Genomic DNA, 19666 nt, shown 5'->3' with positions numbered 1-19666 from the left:
TCGCTGCTGCCGCGCGCCCGGCCGCGTCGCGCGAGATCCGCCGCCCCGCTCGTTCCGACGGCGACTGAACTCCTCGGGAACAGGCCGCGCGCCCAGAGATTGCCTGTCACACGACTAACAACCCGGTGGAGGCCGCTGATGCACGCCCACAGCTATCGCAATCTCGCAATCGAACTGCTGATCGACTTCGTCATCATGTATCTGGTGATGTTCACCATGATCGCGACGCTCGATCATTTCCGCTTCAACCTGAACAACGTCTACATGACGCTGATGATGGTCGCGCCGATGGCCGTGGTCATGCTGCTGTCGATGCGTTCGATGTTCCAGAACAGACGCGCCAACTGGATCATCATCGGAGTCGCCGCCGTCGTATTCGCCGCCAGCTTCTACGCCATGCGCACCCAGGCGGCCATTAACGACCAGGAACTGATCCGCGGCATGATCCCCCATCATTCCGGAGCGATCCTGATGTGCGGAAAGGCCAAGTTGACCGACCCTGAACTGATCGCCCTGTGCGATGAAATCATCGTCGCTCAAGAGCGGGAGATCGCCCAAATGCAGGCGATCCTGGACCGACTCTAGACCTGGGAGCGGGTGCGGCCGCGCCGCAACCCCCGAACGGTCGTCGCGATCCTTTTCTCCAGCGCGCGCCATCGTCGCTGCCATCGCGTGCGGCGCGGCCTCAGTTGAGGCACGACCGGCAGCATGGCGTGAAAGACGTCGTCGCGGTCGATCAGGTGATGCTTCAGCGCCGCCCCCGCATGAATCGGGATCATCAGCAGAAGAGCGACAATCAACGCCCAGTGCATCCACTCCGCCGCAGCCTCGACCGCCCACAGCTGGCGGTTCGACAAATTCTGCATTGGCAACAGCGGCCATGGAATGAAGCCCGCCGCCTCCAACTGGGTGTTTCGCGCCGTCGCGGAGACCATCGCCCAACCCGACAACGGCAGGCCGAACAGACAGACGTAGAACACATAGTGGGTGACGCGGGCCGCCGTGCTTTCCCACCCCGGCTTGTCTGCGTCATTGATCAGGTCCGGCGCGACCAGCCGCCAGGTCAGGCGGCCGATCACCAGCAACAGCATCAGCACGCCGACGGCGAAATGGGCCTCATAGGCGGCGACCTTCTCGCCGCCGACCGGCAACCGCCCCATCCACCAGCCCCAGCCCAACTGGAACACGACCAGACCTGCCATGATCCAGTGAAACCAGATGGCCACGGGGGAATAGCGCCCCTCATCATGATGACCGGCTGCCCACTCCAGCGCCTGGGCGATCAGCCGGTCGATCATGCCGCCGCCTCGCCCGCCGGCTTCAGCAGACCGTGAATCCGCCACAGGGCGACCAGGAGATAGGCCGCCGCCGCCGGCGCCCACATGATGAGCCCGGCCGCCTGCTGGTCCTCCAGCGGCGTCATGTTCCAAGCCATGGTGCTGGCGAAATGCGGCGCATAGAGGGGCTGGCCCGCGAACACGATCAGGGCGCCCAGAAGCCCCATCAGCAGCATGGCCGCCAGCAAGGCGGCGACGGCCGCATGGCCTCTGGCGCTGCGCACGGCCGCCCAGAACCAGACTGCGCTGCCTAGAATAGTGAACTGCATCAACCAGTAGATCGCATCATGCGACAGGGCCTGGGCATAGAGGCCCGGCGCATGCCAGGCCCAGAAGATCACCGCCTGCGCGGCCGTCGCCGTCGCCAGCCTCGGCTTTCTCATCGCCGGCACACAAAGGGCCAGCAACGGGGCCGCCGCCAGCACCAGAAGCAGGTGGTGCAACGTCCGTGCGGTGAACAACGCCGAACTCAGCGCGCACAGAGGCGAGATGAAGCCGATCACCAGCACGGTCATCGCAGCCGTATATCGCCCCCTTTCCGGCCCGCGCAGCAGAACCAGCCCCGCGACCGTCGCAGCCGTCAGAACGACCCAGAGAATCGGATCGCCGTTCCAGCGGCTCAGCGCCTCGACCGGATCAGGCGCGGGCCCGCAATAAGGTGTCCAGACGGCATCGACCATCCTGGGCCAACGCCTCCGCGCAGCGACGGTTCACCGCTCCTGCTGGCTCAAACGAAGCGGAACCCGGTTTCACCATGCGCCGTTTCCATGCCCTGTTCAGGAACCCGCTCATGTCCGATACCGTCGCCGACCCCGCCTTCGAGCCTCCCGCAGAAGCCCAGGCCTTTTATGAAGAGTACTTGCGTCTGCTGAAGGAATCCGGCGTTCCTTTCCTGCTCTCGGGCACCTACGCCGTGACGGCCTATACCGGAATCCGTCGGCCGACCAAGGATCTGGACGTTTTCTGCAAGCCCGGCGACTACCCCCGGATTCTGGCCTTCTTCCAGGCGCACGGCTATCGCACCGACGTCGAGGACGAACGCTGGATCGCCAAGGTCTGGAAGGACGACAAGCACTTCTTCGACGTCATCTTCGCCATGTCGAACGGCACCATCGCCGTCTCCGACAGCTGGTTCGGGCCGGATCGCATCACCGTCTACGGGCATGAGGTGACGATCACCCCGCCGACCGCCCTGATCCTGTCCAAGGCCTTCATTCAGGACCGCTATCGCTACGACGGCGCCGATGTGAACCACGTCATTCTCAAGCAGGCCGACGCCATCGACTGGAAGTCGCTTCTGGATCAGATGGACCTCTATTGGGAGGTGCTGATGGCGCATCTGCTCAACTTCCGCTTCGCCTATCCGACGGAGCGCGGCCTGGTGCCGGCGTGGCTGATGACGGAGCTGATCGGCCGCCTTCAGGCTCAGGTCGATCTGCCGGCGCCGCGCGTAAAGGTCTGCCGCGGCCGCCTGTTCAGCCCCAGAGACTACATCGCCGACATCTCCGAATGGGGCTTCGGCGACGTGGTGGGCAAGGGCCTGGAGGAACGCCATGACCCCGTCGCCTGAACCCGCCGCCCCCGCCGCTGAAAGCCAGACGCCTCAACCCGGCATGGAAGCCGGACCGAAGAAAAAGCTTCGCGTCGCCGCCGTCGGCGACCTGCACGTCGGCGAGACCTCGCATCGCGCCTATCGCGACCTGTTCGACCGGGTGCATGAAGACGCGGACGTGCTTTGCCTGTGCGGCGACCTGGTCAATTTCGGCAAGACGGTCGAGGTGGAGAACCTGCTGGAGGATCTGCGCGCCTGCCGCATCCCCATGATCGGCGTGCTGGGCAATCACGAGCACGAGTGCGGCCAACCTCTGGAGGTGGCCCGCATGCTGACCGAAGCCGGCGTGAAGATGCTCACCGGCGAGGCCTATGAGATCGACGGCGTCGGTTTCGCCGGGGGAAAAGGCTTCGTGGGCGGCTTCGGCCGCTACATGCTCAGTTCGTTCGGCGAGGCCTCGGTGAAGACCTTTGTCAATGAGGCGGTGGAGGACGCCAACCTCATCGAGAACTCCATCCGCACCCTGCGCACCGAACGGAGCGTCGTGCTTCTCCACTATGCGCCGGTGGTCGACACGGTGATCGGCGAGCCGCCGGAAATCCACGCCTTCCTCGGCTCATCGCGGCTGGCGGAGGTCGTCGATCGCTATGAGAACGTCAAGCTGGTGGTGCACGGCCATGCGCATCGCGGGGCGCCGGAAGGCCGCACGGCGCGCGGCGTCCCAGTCTACAACGTCGCCCTGCCCGTGCTGCGGGCGCTAGGCGACACGCCCTATCGCGTATTCGATGTCTGAGCTCAGGCGATCCCGGCGCCGCCGGTGACGCCCCAGACCTCGCCCGTGACGAAGCTGGCTTCCTGCGACGCCAGCAGAACGTAGACGGGTGCGATCTCGACCGGCTGGCCCGGGCGGCCGAAGGCGCTGTGAGCCCCGAATTTTTCGACCTTCTCCTGAGGCTGGCCGCCGCTGGGCTGCAGAACAGTCCAGAAGGGGCCCGGCGCCACGGCGTTCACCCGCACGCCCTTCTCGATCAGTTGCTTGGCCAGGGCCTTGGTGTAGGTGACGATCCCGCCCTTGGTGGTGGCGTAGTCGAGCAGGATGTCCGACGGTTCATAGGCTTGGATCGAGGCCGTGGTGATGACCGCCGCGCCCGGCGGCAGGTGCGGCGTCGCCGCCTGGCACAACCAGTGCAGGGCGTAGAGATTGGTCTTCAGCGTGGCGTCGAAATCCTCGGTCGAGACCTCGCCTACGTCCTCGCGGAACTGCTGCCGACCTGCGTTGACGACCAGGATGTCCAGGCCGCCGAAGGCCTCGAGCGTGCGCGCCACCATGGTCGCATTCCACGCCTCGTCACGGATATCGCCGGGCAGGGCCAGCGCCTTGACGCCTTCGGTCTCGATCAGGGCGATCACCTCGCGCGCGTCGGCCTCCTCGGAGGGCAGATAGGAGACGGCGACATCGGCCCCTTCGCGGGCGTAGGCGATGGCGATGGCGCGGCCGATGCCGGAATCGGCCCCGGTTATCAGGGCGCGACGCCCCTTCAGCCGCCCGTGGCCGCGATAGCTCTCCTCCCCATGATCGGGCCTGGGCTCCATCTCAGCCGCCAGTCCGGGCGCCGGTTGCGGCTGCCGCGGAAATGGCGGACGCGGATACTGATGACGGGGATCCTGCATTGTCAGACGGTCGGACATGACGGCTCCTGTAGACGTTTGAAGGGCGTGCCTTCCTAAGTCGCCCTCTGTCCGCGCGTTCCCCTCCTGCGGCGGAACGTCGTCTTCAGACGCGACGTTTCCGACGCACCCGAGCCGGAGAAGCCGCATGCCAGATTCTGTTCCCCACGCTCCAGCCGTCCCTGAACCGCGCAAGGGCATGCCCAGCCCGGAACTGGACCGCGCAACCTTTGAAACCCGCTTCCGCAGCCGGTTCGCGGACCCCGCCTTCGATCCTCTGCGCAACGAGATCGACCGCCTGGCCGCCGCAGCCTGGGACGGCTACATCGGGGGTCGGAAATCGCCGCTGACGCGCCCCGCCGGTCCGAGCTTCGCCGAGCCGGACTATGAGTTGGCGCTGGACTGGCTGGACGCCCACAAAGCTCTCCGCGCCGCCGAGGCGCAGCATGACGACGCCGCCATGCCCGCGCGCATCCTGATCATCAACGCTTCCAGCCGTTCCGAGCACACCTGCCCCGGCGAAATGTCCAAGAGCTGGCGTCTGGTCCAGATCGCCCGCGAAGTTGTGGAAAGTCACGCGGGCGTGGAGACTGAAGTTCTCGACCTGTCACGCCTGGCGTCGGAATACGGCCGGGAAATTCATCCCTGCAAGGCCTGCTTCTCCACCGCAGCGGCCCTCTGCCATTGGCCGTGCAGCTGCTATCCCAACTACAGCCTGGGCCAGGTCCACGACTGGATGAATGACATCTATCCGATGTGGGTCCGCGCGCACGGCGTCCTGATCGTCACCCCGGTCAACTGGTATCACGCCTCAAGCCCGTTCAAGCTGATGATGGACCGGATGGTCTGCGCCGACGGCGGCAATCCCGACCCCACCACGACGCACGGCAAGACCGTTCCGATGGCTAAGGCGCTGGAGTTGGCCGACTGGCCCTATCCCCGCCATTTGGCGGGTCGGCGTTTCGCCCTGGTCGTTCATGGCGATGCGGAAGGCGCCGAGAACGTGCGTCGCTCTCTGTCCGACTGGCTGGTTTCGATGGAGCTGTCGCCGGCCGGCGCCGAGATCGATCGTTACATCGGCTATTGGGAGCCTTACGCCACCAGCCATGACGCCTTGGATCGCGATCCCGCCGTTCAAGATGAAGTGCGGCTGACGGCCGAGAAACTGACCTTGGCCGTGCTGGCCCGGCGCAACTGCCCCTCAAAGCCCTTTGAATCTAGCCTAAAATCCCCGCGGCAAAAATAAGAACTGACCGGCGCCGTATGGAACAGGCTCGGCGTCGTTTCCTTCTCCTATCAATACGAAAGGAGTTCTCTTTGCCGCTTGCAAACAAGGAAAAACCGCCGATTTTGCGACGTCCGCGCCAGCTGTTGATGCTCGTCGGAGCCCTTCTGGCCCTGTTGTTCGTCGTCTACCTGGCCACGGCGGCGACCGGTTTTCTCCGCACACAAACAAAAACTCCCGATGCACGAATGACCGGCGCCGAAGCCCCGCTGGAACGCGCCATGTGACGGCATGTCCAGGCTTGAGCATTTGGAACACCGCCGCGTCCCGCCGCTTAAGCTCCCGTCACAGAGAGGATTAAAGACATGATCGATCGCAATCGCCGCCCCCCGGGCGTCCCCGCGACGGGAGACCGCCATGCGCTTCTATGAAGTCGTGGTCGGCAGCGACAGCGGGCCTCAAAGACGCCTGCGGGTGGCCTCGCCTACCGACGCCCAGGCCATTGACGCCGCTGCCCCGCTGATGCGCGTTCACGAGGCCGTTTTGTCCATCCGAGAAACGCCGGACGACGGCCTTCAGCACGCCGACGCGCCCCCGCCCAAAACTCAGGCGGAAGAACTGGCCCCCGTCACGCCCGGCATGGCCGCCAAATCCTGATCAACTAAGGAATCAATATGATGATGAAGCAAACCGCCGCCTTCCTGGCCGCTTCAGCCGCCGCTCTCGCCCTGGCCGCCTGCAATCAACAGCAAGGGTCCGAAGCCGTCGACAAGGCGCAGGACGCCGTTTCCGAGCCGGTGGGCCAGACCTCGGCGGCGACCATGGGCGCCAATATGGTCAGCGCCTATGTCCCGAACGCCGCCATGGGCGACATGTACGAAATCCAGGCCGCCGACATCGCCCTGGAGCGGTCAAAGAACGCCCAGGTCAAAGAACTGGCGCAGATGATCAAGACGGACCACTCGGCCGCCTCGACCGCTCTAAAGGCCGCAGCCGGACAGGCTGCGCCGGACACGACCTTGCCGACCGAGCTGGACCAGCGCCGCAAGGGCTTGATCGACAACCTGCGCTCAGCCTCGGCGGCGGACTTCGACAAGACCTATATCGACCAGCAGGTCGCCGCCCATGAGGAGGCCGTCACCCTGCATCGCGGCTTCTCGGACAAGACGGACGCCCCTGCCCTGGCGGAGCACGCACGCACCGTCCTGCCCAAGATCGAAGCCCACCTGGAGCGCGCCAAGCAGTTGCAATCCAACCTGATCGGCTGAGGCCGGCCGAAAGATAAAACGGCGCGAAGGGGCGGACTGCAGTCCGCCCCTTCTTCTATTCAGCGACTCCCCGCCGCCTTCGGCATTGGCCAGGCCGTCTAATTCGCAAAGGTTGCGTTGCGCCCGGCCCTGTTCATATCCGAACATTAGGAACGCGCAGGTCCGCCTGCCGCTTCGCAGGCTCCCCTTTCATATTCAGGAGAGCCCCATGGCTGAGAAAACGCTGCAGACCCTGTTTCACGACACCTTGCGCGACATCTATTACGCTGAGCGCAAGATCCTGAAATCCCTGCCAAAGATGGCGCGCGCTGCCCAGTCGCCCGATCTCAAGGCGGCCTTTGAAAAACACCGCGAGCAGACGGAAGGGCAGATCGAGCGCCTGCAACAGGTGTTCGAGATCATCGGCAAGCCCGCACGCGGCAAGACCTGCGACGCCATCGAAGGCATCCTGGCCGAGGGCGACGAGATCGCCGAAGAGTACAAGGATTCGGCGGCGCTGGACGCCGGCCTGCTGGCCGCCGCCCAGGCGGTCGAGCACTATGAGATCACCCGCTACGGCACGCTTAAGCGCTGGGCCGAGGTGATGGGGCTGAAGGACGCCGTCAAACTGCTTGATGAAACCCTGCAGGAAGAGAGCCAGACCGACGATGATCTGACGGCCATCGCCGACGCCGCGATCAACGCCGAGGCGTTGAAGCCCGCCGCCTGAATTCCGACGGCCCCGCCGCCTGATCAGCGGCGGGGCCGTCATTCGGCGCTAAACCGGCAGTCGCTCCAGCCGCAGATAGGAGGGATTGAATTCGGCCTCGTCCGCCAGACGGTCCCATTCCAGAATACGGACCTCAGATCCCGTCCACTCCAGCCATCCAGCCTCGCGCATGACCTTCAGCGTACGGTTCACGTGCACGGCGGACATGCCTAGCAGATCCGCAATCTCAGCCTGTATGATGGGGAAGCGAAAGACGCCGTCATGCGCCAGCCCCACCGCCTCCAGGCGGGCGTAAATTTCGCAGACCAGCAGGGCCGTCCGCTCCAGCGCTTCCTGCCGCCCCAGCGCCAGCAGCCACTCGCGATGCATCGCGGCGTCGACCACCGTCTCCAGCCACAACAAGCGTGTGAGATGAGGATGCTGTTCAGTTAATTCGCGCAGACGGTCATGCGGGGCCTCGGCGATAAGACAGTCCGACAGCGCACGCACGCCATGGTCGACACGCTTGAGAACGAAGCTGTGCAGGTCGATGAAGTCGCCGGGCAGGTTGATCTGAGTATACTGCCGCCGTCCGTCGCTCAGATCGCGATAACGCGCGCAGAAGCCGTCGACGACCAGACTGGAATGATCGACCAAAGCGTCTTGGGAGACGATGTCGCTGCCGGCGGGCTTCAGAACCACATGGGTCAGCACGCTTCGCAAGGCCTGCCGTTCGCAGTCCGTGATGACGTCGCGGCGCTCCAGCTTGTTCTCCAGAAGACGGCTGTGATCGTGCATCTCGCTCCCCTACGTTGGCGGAAACACAACGCCGATTCCTCGCGAATGTTGCGAGGCTGGGAAGCCGCCGGTGTTCCCGGGGGCCGCAAATGCGACACAGAGAACCGCGAGGCCTGAGCCGCATTGTCTTCCCGTAACAGGGGAGTTTGTATCGTGAATAGAACACCAGTTATCGAGCGCGCCTTCGAGTTGGCTCGCAGCGGGCGTTTCCGTATCCCTAGCGAAGTGCGAAAAGCCCTGATCTCAGATCGGTATACCCAGGCTGAGCTCTTCCAACTGGAAGGCAAGGCCACGTGGAGGCAGCTTCGCACCCTTTGCTCGGATTCCTACTACCGCGCCTAAAAGAGCTCTGATGACGATGTCGCAAGCGTGACGTTCGAGCGTTCCGACTAACCTATGTAAAGAACGAAACACCTCTGGCCGTGCTGTTGGTCAGGGGGATGAAGAATCAGTCTTATCAAGATGATGTAGACATAGCCGCGGCGTCGCTGGAACGTATGCTGTCCAGCTTCGTCGCGCTGTCGCCCGCCGACATCGATCGCGTCCGCGGCTGGTTCCACGGTCCGGCGCTGTTCCACCCGCCTGGCGGGTCGGTGTCTCTTCATCCCGAACGTCAGGACGCCCGCGTGGTGGCCCGCGGCTGGATCGCGCGTGGAGCCATGCTAGAAGACGGCCGGCGGCAGATCGTGGGCCTCAGCCTGCCTGGCGACGTCATTCTGGCCGCCGACGCCGTGGACGCCGACATGGCGGTCTGGGCCCTTACCGACGCTTCCACCCTCGACGCCTCCCTGCTGTGGGAGGCGATTTCGGAAAGCGTCGACGTCAGCCCCCGATTGCTGGAAGCCTGGCGCCAGGTCCGCTCTGCGGAGCGTCTGCGCCTAGCGCGGCACGTGATCCGTCTGGGGCGTCTCAGCGCCTATGAGCGGACGGCCCACCTTCTGCTGGAATTGTACGAGCGGCAAAGCCGCCTCGGCGCCGCCGAGCCCGGCGTTCTTCATCTCCCTCTGACCCAGGACATGCTGGCGGACATCCTGGGGCTCAGCGCCGTGCATATAAACCGCACGCTGCAGCAGCTCCGACGGGCGGGCCTGGTCGACTACCGGACCGGGCGGGCCATCCTGCCTGACCTGCAGGGTCTGGCCTTGGCCGCGGGGCTCAGCATCGCGGACGATCTCGCGGATGCGCCGCCCAGTCGCGACTAACCCATGTAAGTGGGGATCTTAGGCTTCCGTGGCAGGGCTTCAGGTCAGGAGGCCCCATGCCCGCAGATTCAGCCGCCGTTCTCCCCTCGCCCGCACGGCCTACCGGCCGTTCCCGGCCCAACATCCACGACCATCCGGTCTATCGCGCCCTGCCGTCGGACGCCCAACAGCGTCTGATCGCCGAGGGGGTGGAGCTCGACCTGTCAGGCGATGCACAGACCCCGCTGGACAGGGACCACCTCTGGTTCATTCTGTCGGGGGTTCTGGGCGTCTTTCCCGCCGCCAGCGACGTCTGCGTGGCGCCGATCGTCTCCGGCTCCGTCTACGGCTGGGATCACGCCCTGGGCTCCAGCGGCAGCGGCGCCGACGTGCGCCCGCTTTTGGATGTTCGGCTGTTTCGCGTTCCAGCCGCCGCCGTCCGCGAAGCGCTGGGCTACGACTGGCTGTCGCGTTTCATCGCTCTTCAGGCGGTTCAGCGTTTGACGTTTCTGGAACAGGAAGCCGCCTGCAATGCTTCGCACCGCGTGTCGGAGCGTCTGGCGAAATGGCTGCTTCGCCTGCACCACGGCGGCAACGGCGCGTCGCTTCGCCTGACGCAGGCCCAGTTGGCCGCCATGCTCGGCGTCCAAAGAACGAGCATCAACGCCGCCGCCAGCAACCTGCAGACTATGGGCGCTGTGCGCTTCAGCCGCGGCAAGGCGTCTATCCTGGACGCCGACAGCCTCTCAGATTTTTCGTGCCGCTGCGGCGCGCCCCCCGCGACGGATCACATAGGGGAGCCGAAGCTGCGCTCTGGCGTTGCCTAGACCCAAACTCAGCCAGAGCTGCAGAGATGCTGACGAGTGCGCCCCAGCCGCCGTCTTCCGACGGACTGATCTGGTCCAGCAACGAGACTCCGGGCCTCACGCGTCGCCGGAGCGGGCGAGGTTTCTGCTACCGTGACGCCAAAGGCCGCCTGGTCCGCGATCAGGGCATCCTCATGCGCATCCACGCCCTGGCCATTCCGCCTGCGTGGCGGGACGTCTGGATCTGTCCTGACCCGAACGGCCATATCCAGGCGACGGGACGCGATGCGCGCGGCCGCAAGCAGTATCGCTATCACGCCGAATGGACGGCTCAGGCCGCCTCGCACAAGTTCGCCCGCCTGCCTGATTTCGCTCGCCGCCTGCCGCGGCTGCACGCGCGGGTGGAGAACGATCTATCGCGCCGGGGGCCCTGCAAGGAGAAGGTCGTGGCGTCGGCCGTCCGTCTGCTGGAGATCACCCTGATCCGCGTCGGCAACGCCGCCTATGCCCGCCAGAACCGCAGTTTCGGCCTGACGACCTTGCGCAAACGCCACCTGGAAGTCGACGGTTCGGCCCTGATCTTCGAGTTCCGGGGCAAGAGCGGCAAGGAACACTGCGTCAAGGTCAGCGACCGGCGTCTGGCGCGTGTCATGCGCGGGTTGGAAGGCCTGCCTGGCCAGCACCTCTTCAAATACCGCGACGCCGAAGGCGTTCTGAAGCCGATCAGTTCAGACGACGTGAACGCCTATATCCGCGAGGCCATGGGCGATCAGTTCTCCGCCAAGGACTTCCGGACCTGGGCGGCCACCGTTTCCGCCGCCCGCGCCTTCTGCGAGATGGCCCTCCCCACGTCCCAGACCGAAGCCCGGCGCAACGTCTCAGCCTGCATGAGAACGATCGCGGGCCTGCTTGGCAATACGCCGACGGTCTGCCGGGGTTCCTATGTGCATCCGCGCGTGATTGAACTTTATGAAACCGGAAGCATCACAACCTTACTGCCTGGTCCAGACGCTCAGGGTTTCGATTCGAGCCTGGCGCGATTGCTGGGCGGCCCCGCCTAGATCCAGGCTTCGAGAACTTCGTCGCATTCCGCCGTCTCGATCTGCTGGCCGAAACGGTCGTGATAAAGACCCAGCAAGGCGTCATGCGACTGGTCTGAGGAACTGCACAGAGCGTCCGACACCACCACCACGCGAAAACCCAGATCCACGGCGCCCAGAACGGTCGCCAGCACGCACATGTCGGTCTCGGCGCCCGTCACCACCAAGGTGTCGACCTGGCTCGCCATCAGAGCCGACGCCAGACCCGTGTCGACCCAGGGAGAATAGTGCGCCTTGTCCAGCACCTGTCCGGGCGGAGCGAATGCCTGCAACTCGGGCAGAAGCTCCACCCGTTCCTCCCCCAGATTTTCAAGCTTCATCGAGGCCCATCGCCGCCAATACCGACGCCAGGCTCCCCGCCCCTCATCGGCCGAGCGGGCGGGGATGAACCGGGTGAAACAGGTACGCTCGGCCTTGCGCTCGCACAGATGCACGATCACAGGCAGGACGCGCGGCATCCAGGGCGTGCGCCACGGCGTGTCCTCCGCGAACAGTCTTTGCATGTCCACGCACAGATGGACGGCGTTTGCCGGTATGGGGCCAAAGTGGATGCCGGAAGCCATAGGCAGCCAAAGCTCATGCTCGCAGAGGGTTCCCTTGACGGGCTCGAACATAGGGCGAACAGGCGCCCCCAGCCTCGCTCTTCGCCCAGCCTGTGCGATGAGTCCAGCATAGGTTATTGCACGCTTCGCCCCCGCCTGTAGGCAGGGCGTTCCCGAGGCTCGCCAAGGTTCGCAGATTGATGAAATCGCCACGTCGCCCGTCTACGGGCTCAAAAATGGAAGCCTGGGCGACGCTGGGGCTGGCCCTTGTTCTCGCCTTCTTTTTCGCCACCGGCGTCGTCGCCTGGCGCAACGTGGAAGTCTTGCGGGCCAACAACCAACAGATCATCCATACACACCGGGTGATCGTCGCGGTCGATGAAGTACTGTCCGCCGCTCAGGATGCGGAGACGGGGCAACGTGGCTATCTGCTGACGGGCGACCTTCAGTATCTGCAGCCCTATGAAGCCGCGAGCCGGGACTTGGCTCGACGTCTGGACGAGGTCGGCGATCTGACGAAGGACAGCCCGACCCAGCAAGCTCATCTGCGCCAACTGCGACGCCACATCGACGCCAAGATGGCTGAATTGGGAGCCACCCTTCAGACGCGCCGCACCGAGGGGATGCAAGCCGCCCTGGCGCGCATGGCGACGGATCAGGGCAAGCGTGAGATGGATGCGGTCCGCGCCCAGATCACGCTCCTGCGCCAGGAAGAGCAGCGGGTGCGCCAACTGCGCCTGAACGAAATGGACGCCGCCTATCGGACGGCGCTGATCAGCGGCGTGCTTTCCGGCCTGCTGGGAGCGGCGCTGACGCTTGTCGTCTTCACTCTGATCCGCCGCAGCGCGCAAGCGCGCGCCCGCCAGGAATGGCTGCACGAAGGGCAGGTCGGCCTGGCCGCCGCCATGATGGGAGATCAGTCCCTGGAACAACTCGCGGACAGCATCCTCGCCTATCTGGGGCGTTATGCCGGCGTGCAGGCCGGCGCGCTGTTCAAGGGCGAAGGCGGCCTCTACCGGCGCGTCGCCGCCCTCGGCGTACCGTCTGACGCTCCCATCGCAGAGCGCTTCGGTCTGCGTGAGGGGCTGCTCGGTCAGGTGGCGGCTGAAGGTCAGGTTCTGACCCTGTCCGACGTGCCCGAAGGCTATCTGACGATCGGTTCGGCTCTGGGCCGCGACAAGCCTCGGCACCTGGTGCTCGCCCCAGCGCGAGCGGACGGAGCCGTCAATGCGGTTCTGGAACTCGGCTTCCTTCACGCGCCTGACGAACGGCTCATGGCGCTGCTCGAAGAGGCGGGCCCCGCCATAGGCACGGCTTTGCGATCCGCTCGCTACCGCGCCCAGTTGCAGAACATGCTGGAGGAAACCCAACGCCAGGCCGAAGAACTTCAGGTCCAGAGCGAAGAGCTTCGCGTCTCCAATGAAGAGCTGGAGGAGCAGGGCCGCGCGCTGAAGGAGTCCCAGACGCGTCTCGAGCAGCAACAGGCGGAGCTGGAGCAGACCAACAGCCAGTTGGAGGAGCAGGCCCAACTTCTGGAGACTCAGCGCGACGATCTGGAGCGCGGCGCCTCAGCTTTGACGCTGAAGGCGCGCGAACTGGAACAGGCCAGCCAGTACAAATCCGATTTCCTGGCCAACATGTCCCATGAGTTGCGCACCCCGCTCAACTCGCTGCTGATCCTGTCCAAGCTGCTGGCGGACAACCCGGAGGGGACGCTGTCTGAGGACCAGGTCAACTACGCTCGCACCATTCAGTCGTCCGGCAATGACCTGCTGGCCCTGATCAACGACATCCTCGACCTATCCAAGATTGAAGCCGGTCACATCCAGGCGCGTCCCGAAGCGGTTTCGATGCAGCGGTTGACCGAAGACGTGCGCCAACTCTTCCAGCCGGTGGCGGACGATCGCGGCCTGGCTTTCGACATCGAGTTGGACGCCGGAGCCGATCTGATGGAGACAGACCGTCAACGGCTGGAGCAGATCCTCAAGAACCTGCTGTCGAACGCCTTCAAGTTTACGGAAAGCGGCAAGGTAAAGCTGAGCATATCGGCCCAGCCCGGCGACAGGATCGCCTTCGCCGTGTCGGATACCGGCATCGGCATATCGCCCGAGCAGCAGAAGGGCGTTTTCGATGCCTTTCAGCAGGCTGACGGAACGATCAGCCGCAGATACGGCGGCACAGGCCTGGGCCTGTCGATCTCGCGCGAACTGGCGCGTCTGCTTGGCGGGCGGATCAGGCTGGAAAGCAGACTGGGCGAAGGCAGCGTCTTTACCCTTTCTCTGCCGCGCACCTATGACGCGGCGCAGGTCGCCTCTCGCGAAACGCCCGCCCCTGCCCTGGAAACTTCGTCCCCATCGGACGCAACTCCCGAGCGCCGCCTGTCTCATGTGCCGGCAAGCATAGAGGACGACCGCGATCATCTGGCCGGGACGCGCCGCCTGTTGCTGGTGGTGGAGGATGACGACCGCTTCGCCGCCATCGTTCGCGACCTGTCCCGCGAGTTGGGCTTCCAGTGCATTGTGGCGGGTACGGCGGAGGAGGCCCTCAAGCTGGCCAAGCGCCATCGCCCCAGCGCGGTCGTGCTGGACGTGGGCCTGCCCGACCAGTCGGGCCTGACCGTACTGGATGTGCTGAAGCGCGACGACGACACCCGTCACATTCCGATCCACATCGTCTCGGCCGAGGATCACAGCCAGACCGCCCTGTCGCTGGGCGCCATCGGCTATCTGGTCAAGCCGGTGAAGCGCGAAGATCTCGCCGAGGTTCTGCGCACCCTGGAGGACAAGCTGACCCGCACCGTGCGTCGCGTGCTGATCGTCGAGGACGACGTGGTCCAGCGCGACGCTGTGAGCCGCCTGCTGGCCTCAGGCGATGTGGAGACCGTAGGCGTGGGCACCGCCGCCGAGTGCCTGGAACAACTCAGAAGCCAGACCTTCGACTGCATGGTGCTGGACCTGACCTTGCCGGACGCGTCGGGCTTTTCCCTGCTCGAGACCCTCAGCCGCGAAGCCGGCCACGGCTTCCCGCCGGTGATCGTCTATACAGGACGCGATCTATCGCCCGATCACGAGCAGCAGCTGCGCCGCTATTCCAGCTCCATCATCATCAAGGGCGCAAAGTCGCCGGAACGCCTGCTCGACGAAGTGTCCCTCTTCCTGCACCAGGTGGTGTCGGAGCTGCCGCACGAGCAGCAGAAGATGATCCGCAAGGCCCGCAACCGCGACGCCGTGCTGGAGGGGCGTCGGATTCTGATCGTCGAGGACGACGTCCGCAACGTCTACTCCCTGACCAACGTCCTCGAACCGCGCGGCGCCATGATCGAGATCGCCCGCAACGGCAAGGAGGCGCTTGAGGCCCTGGAGCGATCCTCGACCGACCCGTCGAAGGCCGTCGACCTGGTGTTGATGGACGTGATGATGCCGGTCATGGACGGTCTGGCGGCCACGCGCGAGCTGAGAAAGGATTCGCGCTGGAAGACGCTGCCGGTGCTGATGCTGACCGCCAAGGCCATGCCGGACGACCAGGAACGCTGCATGGCGGCCGGGGCGAACGACTACATGGCTAAACCGTTGGACGTGGACAAGCTGCTGTCCCTGGTCCGCGTCTGGATGCCCCGCTGAGTTCCGCCATGACGAACGAGATCGAGGACATCGAGATCGGGCTTCTGCTGGAGGCGCTGTTTCAACGCTACCACTATGACTTTCGCCATTATGCGCGGGCGTCGATCAAGCGCCGCCTGCTTCAGGCGCGCAGCCATTTCGGCCTGCCGAGCCTGACGGCCCTGCAGGAACGCGTGCTGCACGACCCCGAAATGTTGCCGCGTCTGCTCGCCTTCCTGACCGTTCAGGTCAGCGAGATGTTCCGTGACCCCGACTATTTCCGCGCCCTGCGCGAGCAGGTTTTGCCCCACCTGCGCACCTATCCTTCGCTCAAGGTCTGGATCGCGGGCTGCAGCGCTGGTGAGGAACTCTACTCCATGGCCATCCTTTTCCGCGAGGAAGGCCTGTTTGACCGCACCCTCTTCTACGCCACCGATATCAATCCTGACGCCCTGCGCGCCGCCGAAGCCGGGATCTATCCCCTCGATCGCATACGCAAGTTCACAGAGAACCATCAGAAGTCCGGCGGGCGATCGTCGCTGTCCGACTATTATACGGCGGACTACGGCCGGGCTGTCTTCGACAAGTCGCTGCGCGCCAATGTCGTCTTTTCGGACCACAGCCTGGTTACGGACGCCGTCTTCGCGGAGATGCAGCTCATCTCCTGCCGCAACGTCATGATCTATTTCGACCGGGGGCTTCAGGATCGCGCGGTGGGCCTGTTCCAGGATTCCCTGGCGCGCAACGGCTTTCTGGGCATCGGATCAAAGGAGAACCTGCGCTTCTCGCGCCATGCGGCCGCCTTTTCGGAGTTCGTCCCGGCGGAGAAGATCTACAGGAAACGCGAACCGTGAGTCCCTCCCCGGACCAGGCCGTGGCGATCGGCGCCTCCGCCGGAGGCGTGCAGGCGCTGCTCACTCTTCTGCCGGCGCTGCCGGCGGACTTTCCCTGGCCGATCTTCATCGTCCTGCACGTCCCGGCCGACCGCGGCAACGTGCTGGCCCCTCTGTTCGAGGCCAAATGCCGGCTTGAGGTCAAGGAGGCCGAAGACAAGGAGACCGCCCGTCCCGGCGTGGTCTATTTCGCCCCTTCGAACTACCATCTGCTGGTCGAGAGCAACGGCGATCTGGCCCTGTCTTCCGACGAAGCCGTCAACTACTCCCGCCCCTCCATCGACGTGCTGTTCGAGAGCGCGGCGGACGCCTACGGAGCCGGCCTCACCGGCGTGATCCTGACCGGCGCCAACGAGGACGGCGCCGCAGGACTGAGCGCCGTCGCCGCTGCGGGCGGGATCGCCCTGGTGGAGGAGCCCGCCGCCGCCTACGCCCAGGCCATGCCCCAGGCCGCCCGCAACGCCTGCGACGCAGCCCTCGCCCTGCCGCTCCAACGCATCGCCGAACATCTGAAAGGTCTCGGAAAAGCATGACCAGCCCGGAACAGCCGATCCATCTTCTGCTGGTCGACGACCTTGAAGAGAACCTGCTCGCGCTGGAGGCGCTACTGAAGCGTGAGGGCGTGGTCTGCCTGAAGGCCCGCTCGGGCGATGAGGCTCTGGAATTGCTGCTGGTTCACGACGTAGCCCTGGCGCTGGTGGACGTGCAGATGCCCGGCATGGACGGATTCCAGCTGGCCGAGTTCATGCGCGGCAATGTGAACGCGCGCCACGTCCCCATCATCTTCGTCACGGCGGGAAGCGCGGACCTGCAACGTCGCTTCAGGGGCTACGAGGCCGGCGCGGTGGACTTCATCCAGAAGCCGGTCGAAACGGACATCCTGCGCAGCAAGGCGAAGGTCTTCATCGACCTCTATCGCCAGCGGATGGAAATCCTCTCCCAGCGCAACGAACTGGAAGCCTCCGCCAACGCCCTGCGCGCTGCCGATCGGCGCAAGAACGACTTCATCGCCATGCTGGGCCATGAGTTGCGCAATCCGATCATGGCTCTGCGGGCCGGTCTTCAGCTGCTGGAGCGTCAGTCTGACGAGCGGATGAAAGCCGGCATCCACGCGCGCATGGAGGTTCAGGCCCACCACCTCTCACGCCTGATCGAAGATCTGCTGGATGTCGCCCGGATCGACCAAGGCAAGATCTCCCTCAAGCGCGAGCGCGTCAGCCTGCAGAGCGTCATCGAGTCCGCTGTCGACACGAGTCGCCCCAAGATCGAGGCCGGGGCGCATGACCTCACGGTCGCCCTGCCTGCCCAGCCCCTGTGGTTGAAAGGGGACTTCACGCGGCTCTCGCAGGTGGTCAGCAACCTGCTCACCAACGCCGCCAAATACACGCCGCCTGAAGGTCAGATCCGCGTCTCGGCCGACGTCGATCAGGACCACGTGCGGATCGACATCGCCGATAACGGCGTGGGCGTGGCGCATGACATGCAAGGTCGCATCTTCGATCTGTTCACCCAATCCAAAGGCCCCGACGATCGTTCACGCGAGGGCCTCGGCATCGGCCTGGCGCTGGTCAAACAACTGGTCGAGATGCACGACGGCGCGATAGAACTGGCCAGCGAAGGCCCCGGTCAAGGCAGTTGCTTCACGGTGCGCCTGCCCATCGCCGCGTGATGTTCAGGGCGGCGTCGCGCCCGGCTTTCCGTCCCTGAACCGCCATTTCATGAGCAAAACGCCTGACGCCATGAACAAGGCGCAGGCGTTGGCGAACGCTACCGGCCAAGCCGAGACCATGACGCCATAGATCGTCCACAGAATGAAACAACTGACGGTCAGCGAATAGGTCTTCAGACTGACCGCCGATGCATCACGCTCCCGCCAGATCTTATAGCCCTGAGGCGCAAAACTGGTGATTGAGCAGAGCGCCGCAGCCGAGCCTATTAAGTTTGCGACATCTTCAGCCATGATCAGCCAACGTGACGCCTGCAGGGCTGTTCCAAGGGGCTCCCGCCCTTTCAAAGCAAGCATCGTCGAATGACGCCGAACTGTCCGAGCCCGCTGGATGACGTCGACAGAGGCTGAAGCCTGACCGAGAGTCGTGCATCACGCGCCCCAACGCGAAAGGGAACATCCCCTTTCCCTTCGTCTTCTCTCCAGACACCAGAAGACCATGACCGAGCCCCCCTGCGACAAGGGCGCCCCCCAGGCGGAACAGCCAGACGCGGCTAACCGGACAGAGGTCGAGAAGGCGCAACTCGCCCTAGACGACCTCGACACCATGCATGGCCAGGCGACGCGACGATGGGATGAGGAGCTGCAAGCCCTGCGTACGCGATGCGACGACGAGCGACAGGCCTACGATGCGCAGCGGAAGGCTCTGCAGGAACGCTTGAAGAAGGCGCGTGCTTAGCTCTGACCTCAGTCCTCTTCACCGTTCTCGGCGTCGAAATCGTCAAAGAGCGTCCGCGAATAGGCGCCGTTGCGCCTTCCCAGCGGCTGGCCCGATCCGATTTCACGCTGAGGTTCCGACCGCTTCCCAAAACTTATCGTGTAGCGGGGCCGCAGGAACAGGCTCAGCGCCTGTTGATTGGCTCTATTCAACCAACAGGAGATCATAATGACCGACGTCCAACCCAATGACCCCAACCGTGATCAAGCCGACGCTCCCGATCTGAAGGGCGAAGAAGTCGAGGCTGGTCGTCAGGCCCGGAAGACGGGAACCAATCAAGACCCCTTAGCGAACAATAATCCCGCCGACAGAAACGCCACGCCTTCAACCGGCGGCGATGGAGCCGCCGGAGCCGGCGGTCCCAAGGGCTTCGGCACGGGCACGTAGGCAGCTCGGCGGGGGAACCACTTCCCTGCCGCCCGGCTGAAACAACCGACCCCTTCGACTCCATTAGGAGGAAGGACCAGACCGTAGTCATAAGCATGCGGATCGCGGGCCCAGAGAGCGAGCCCGTATTCTCATTGTTTAGGGCGCAGACAGCAGAAAGCCCCGGAGCTTTTGGCTA

23 protein-coding genes are annotated in these 19666 nt (G+C 64.6%); 17 read left to right on the top strand and 6 right to left on the bottom strand.

What is annotated here, in order from left to right:
- Positions 1-138: 138 nt before the first annotated feature.
- Positions 139-585: a DUF305 domain-containing protein gene (locus tag BDIM_RS03855; protein WP_003164271.1), complete on the top strand. Its 447-nt coding sequence runs from the start codon at positions 139-141 to the stop codon at positions 583-585.
- On the opposite strand, the gene BDIM_RS03850 is transcribed toward BDIM_RS03855, so the two are convergent.
- Together BDIM_RS03850 and BDIM_RS03845 are read right to left on the bottom strand one after the other, a co-directional pair.
- Positions 582-1298: a cytochrome b gene (locus BDIM_RS03850; protein ID WP_003164270.1), complete on the bottom strand. Its 717-nt coding sequence runs from the start codon at positions 1296-1298 to the stop codon at positions 582-584. The two genes, BDIM_RS03855 and BDIM_RS03850, sit on opposite strands and share 4 nt — an antisense overlap.
- Positions 1295-2017, bottom strand: a complete 723-nt coding sequence (locus BDIM_RS03845) for a cytochrome c oxidase assembly protein (protein ID WP_003164269.1) — start codon at positions 2015-2017, stop codon at positions 1295-1297. The genes BDIM_RS03850 and BDIM_RS03845 overlap by 4 nt, the downstream gene beginning before the upstream one ends.
- Positions 2018-2127: 110 nt before the next feature.
- Between BDIM_RS03845 and BDIM_RS03840 the strand changes: the two genes are divergently transcribed.
- Positions 2128-2907, top strand: coding sequence for a nucleotidyltransferase family protein (locus BDIM_RS03840; RefSeq protein ID WP_040346519.1), 780 nt, complete (start codon positions 2128-2130; stop codon positions 2905-2907).
- Entirely contained in the window at positions 2891-3682 is a 792-nt protein-coding gene (locus BDIM_RS03835) for a metallophosphoesterase family protein (protein WP_003164267.1), read from the top strand. The genes BDIM_RS03840 and BDIM_RS03835 overlap by 17 nt, the downstream gene beginning before the upstream one ends.
- 2 nt (positions 3683-3684) lie before the next feature.
- Here the strand turns inward: BDIM_RS03835 and BDIM_RS03830 are convergent, their stop codons facing one another.
- Positions 3685-4578, bottom strand: a complete 894-nt coding sequence (locus tag BDIM_RS03830) for an SDR family oxidoreductase (RefSeq protein ID WP_040344944.1) — start codon at positions 4576-4578, stop codon at positions 3685-3687.
- A 127-nt stretch (positions 4579-4705) separates the two neighbouring features.
- On the opposite strand from BDIM_RS03830, the gene BDIM_RS03825 reads away from it, so the two are divergent.
- The 5 genes from BDIM_RS03825 (at position 4706) to BDIM_RS03805 (ending at position 7759) form a co-directional block, all read left to right on the top strand.
- Positions 4706-5803, top strand: coding sequence for a flavodoxin family protein (locus tag BDIM_RS03825; RefSeq protein ID WP_040344943.1), 1098 nt, complete (start codon positions 4706-4708; stop codon positions 5801-5803).
- 71 nt (positions 5804-5874) lie between these two features.
- Positions 5875-6069: a hypothetical protein gene (locus BDIM_RS03820; protein WP_233126816.1), complete on the top strand. Its 195-nt coding sequence runs from the start codon at positions 5875-5877 to the stop codon at positions 6067-6069.
- 130 nt (positions 6070-6199) lie between these two features.
- Complete coding sequence (locus BDIM_RS03815; protein ID WP_003164263.1) at positions 6200-6439, top strand: hypothetical protein; 240 nt, start codon at positions 6200-6202, stop codon at positions 6437-6439.
- Positions 6440-6456: 17 nt separating this feature from the next.
- Entirely contained in the window at positions 6457-7050 is a 594-nt protein-coding gene (locus BDIM_RS03810) for a DUF4142 domain-containing protein (protein ID WP_003164262.1), read from the top strand.
- 208 nt (positions 7051-7258) lie between these two features.
- A complete protein-coding gene (locus tag BDIM_RS03805; RefSeq protein WP_003164261.1) occupies positions 7259-7759 on the top strand; it encodes a YciE/YciF ferroxidase family protein in 501 nt (166 codons plus the stop codon).
- 48 nt (positions 7760-7807) lie between these two features.
- On the opposite strand, the gene BDIM_RS03800 is transcribed toward BDIM_RS03805, so the two are convergent.
- The gene (locus BDIM_RS03800; protein WP_003164260.1) at positions 7808-8536 is read right to left on the bottom strand and encodes a Crp/Fnr family transcriptional regulator; all 729 of its coding nucleotides are present in this window, start codon (positions 8534-8536) and stop codon (positions 7808-7810) included.
- 497 nt (positions 8537-9033) lie between these two features.
- Here BDIM_RS03800 and BDIM_RS03795 point away from each other — a divergent pair, with 497 nt between their 5' ends.
- From BDIM_RS03795 to BDIM_RS03785, 3 genes are read left to right on the top strand one after another with little or no spacing between them, the layout of a single operon-like run.
- Positions 9034-9738 (top strand): Crp/Fnr family transcriptional regulator, encoded by a 705-nt coding sequence (locus BDIM_RS03795; RefSeq protein WP_244911869.1) that lies wholly within the window; start codon positions 9034-9036, stop codon positions 9736-9738.
- A gap of 56 nt (positions 9739-9794) precedes the next feature.
- Positions 9795-10544, top strand: coding sequence for a Crp/Fnr family transcriptional regulator (locus BDIM_RS16785; protein WP_003164257.1), 750 nt, complete (start codon positions 9795-9797; stop codon positions 10542-10544).
- 26 nt (positions 10545-10570) lie between these two features.
- A complete protein-coding gene (locus BDIM_RS03785; RefSeq protein WP_003164256.1) occupies positions 10571-11584 on the top strand; it encodes a DNA topoisomerase IB in 1014 nt (337 codons plus the stop codon).
- Here BDIM_RS03785 and BDIM_RS03780 read toward each other — a convergent pair.
- A complete protein-coding gene (locus BDIM_RS03780) occupies positions 11581-12186 on the bottom strand; it encodes a cysteine hydrolase family protein (protein ID WP_040346514.1) in 606 nt (201 codons plus the stop codon). The genes BDIM_RS03785 and BDIM_RS03780 overlap by 4 nt on opposite strands.
- A gap of 215 nt (positions 12187-12401) precedes the next feature.
- Here BDIM_RS03780 and BDIM_RS03775 point away from each other — a divergent pair, with 215 nt between their 5' ends.
- From BDIM_RS03775 to BDIM_RS03760, 4 genes are read left to right on the top strand one after another with little or no spacing between them, the layout of a single operon-like run.
- Positions 12402-15785 (top strand): response regulator, encoded by a 3384-nt coding sequence (locus BDIM_RS03775; RefSeq protein WP_003164255.1) that lies wholly within the window; start codon positions 12402-12404, stop codon positions 15783-15785.
- 8 nt (positions 15786-15793) lie between these two features.
- Positions 15794-16618, top strand: coding sequence for a CheR family methyltransferase (locus tag BDIM_RS03770; protein ID WP_003164254.1), 825 nt, complete (start codon positions 15794-15796; stop codon positions 16616-16618).
- Complete coding sequence (locus BDIM_RS03765; RefSeq protein WP_040344941.1) at positions 16615-17190, top strand: chemotaxis protein CheB; 576 nt, start codon at positions 16615-16617, stop codon at positions 17188-17190. Before BDIM_RS03770 ends, BDIM_RS03765 begins: the two co-directional genes overlap by 4 nt.
- A complete protein-coding gene (locus tag BDIM_RS03760; protein WP_003164252.1) occupies positions 17187-18326 on the top strand; it encodes a hybrid sensor histidine kinase/response regulator in 1140 nt (379 codons plus the stop codon). Before BDIM_RS03765 ends, BDIM_RS03760 begins: the two co-directional genes overlap by 4 nt.
- A 3-nt stretch (positions 18327-18329) precedes the next feature.
- Here BDIM_RS03760 and BDIM_RS03755 read toward each other — a convergent pair whose 3' ends face one another.
- Complete coding sequence (locus BDIM_RS03755) at positions 18330-18617, bottom strand: SemiSWEET family sugar transporter (RefSeq protein WP_003164251.1); 288 nt, start codon at positions 18615-18617, stop codon at positions 18330-18332.
- 205 nt (positions 18618-18822) lie between these two features.
- Between BDIM_RS03755 and BDIM_RS03750 the strand changes: the two genes are divergently transcribed.
- Positions 18823-19062 (top strand): hypothetical protein, encoded by a 240-nt coding sequence (locus BDIM_RS03750; RefSeq protein ID WP_040344937.1) that lies wholly within the window; start codon positions 18823-18825, stop codon positions 19060-19062.
- 207 nt (positions 19063-19269) lie between these two features.
- A complete protein-coding gene (locus BDIM_RS17040) occupies positions 19270-19488 on the top strand; it encodes a hypothetical protein (protein WP_003164248.1) in 219 nt (72 codons plus the stop codon).
- Positions 19489-19666 lie beyond the last annotated feature (178 nt).

Origin of the sequence: Brevundimonas diminuta ATCC 11568, assembly GCF_000204035.1 — a bacterium.
Lineage (GTDB): Bacteria > Pseudomonadota > Alphaproteobacteria > Caulobacterales > Caulobacteraceae > Brevundimonas > Brevundimonas diminuta.
Note: the sequence above shows the minus strand (reverse complement) of the source record. Positions and strands in the feature narration are given on the sequence as shown.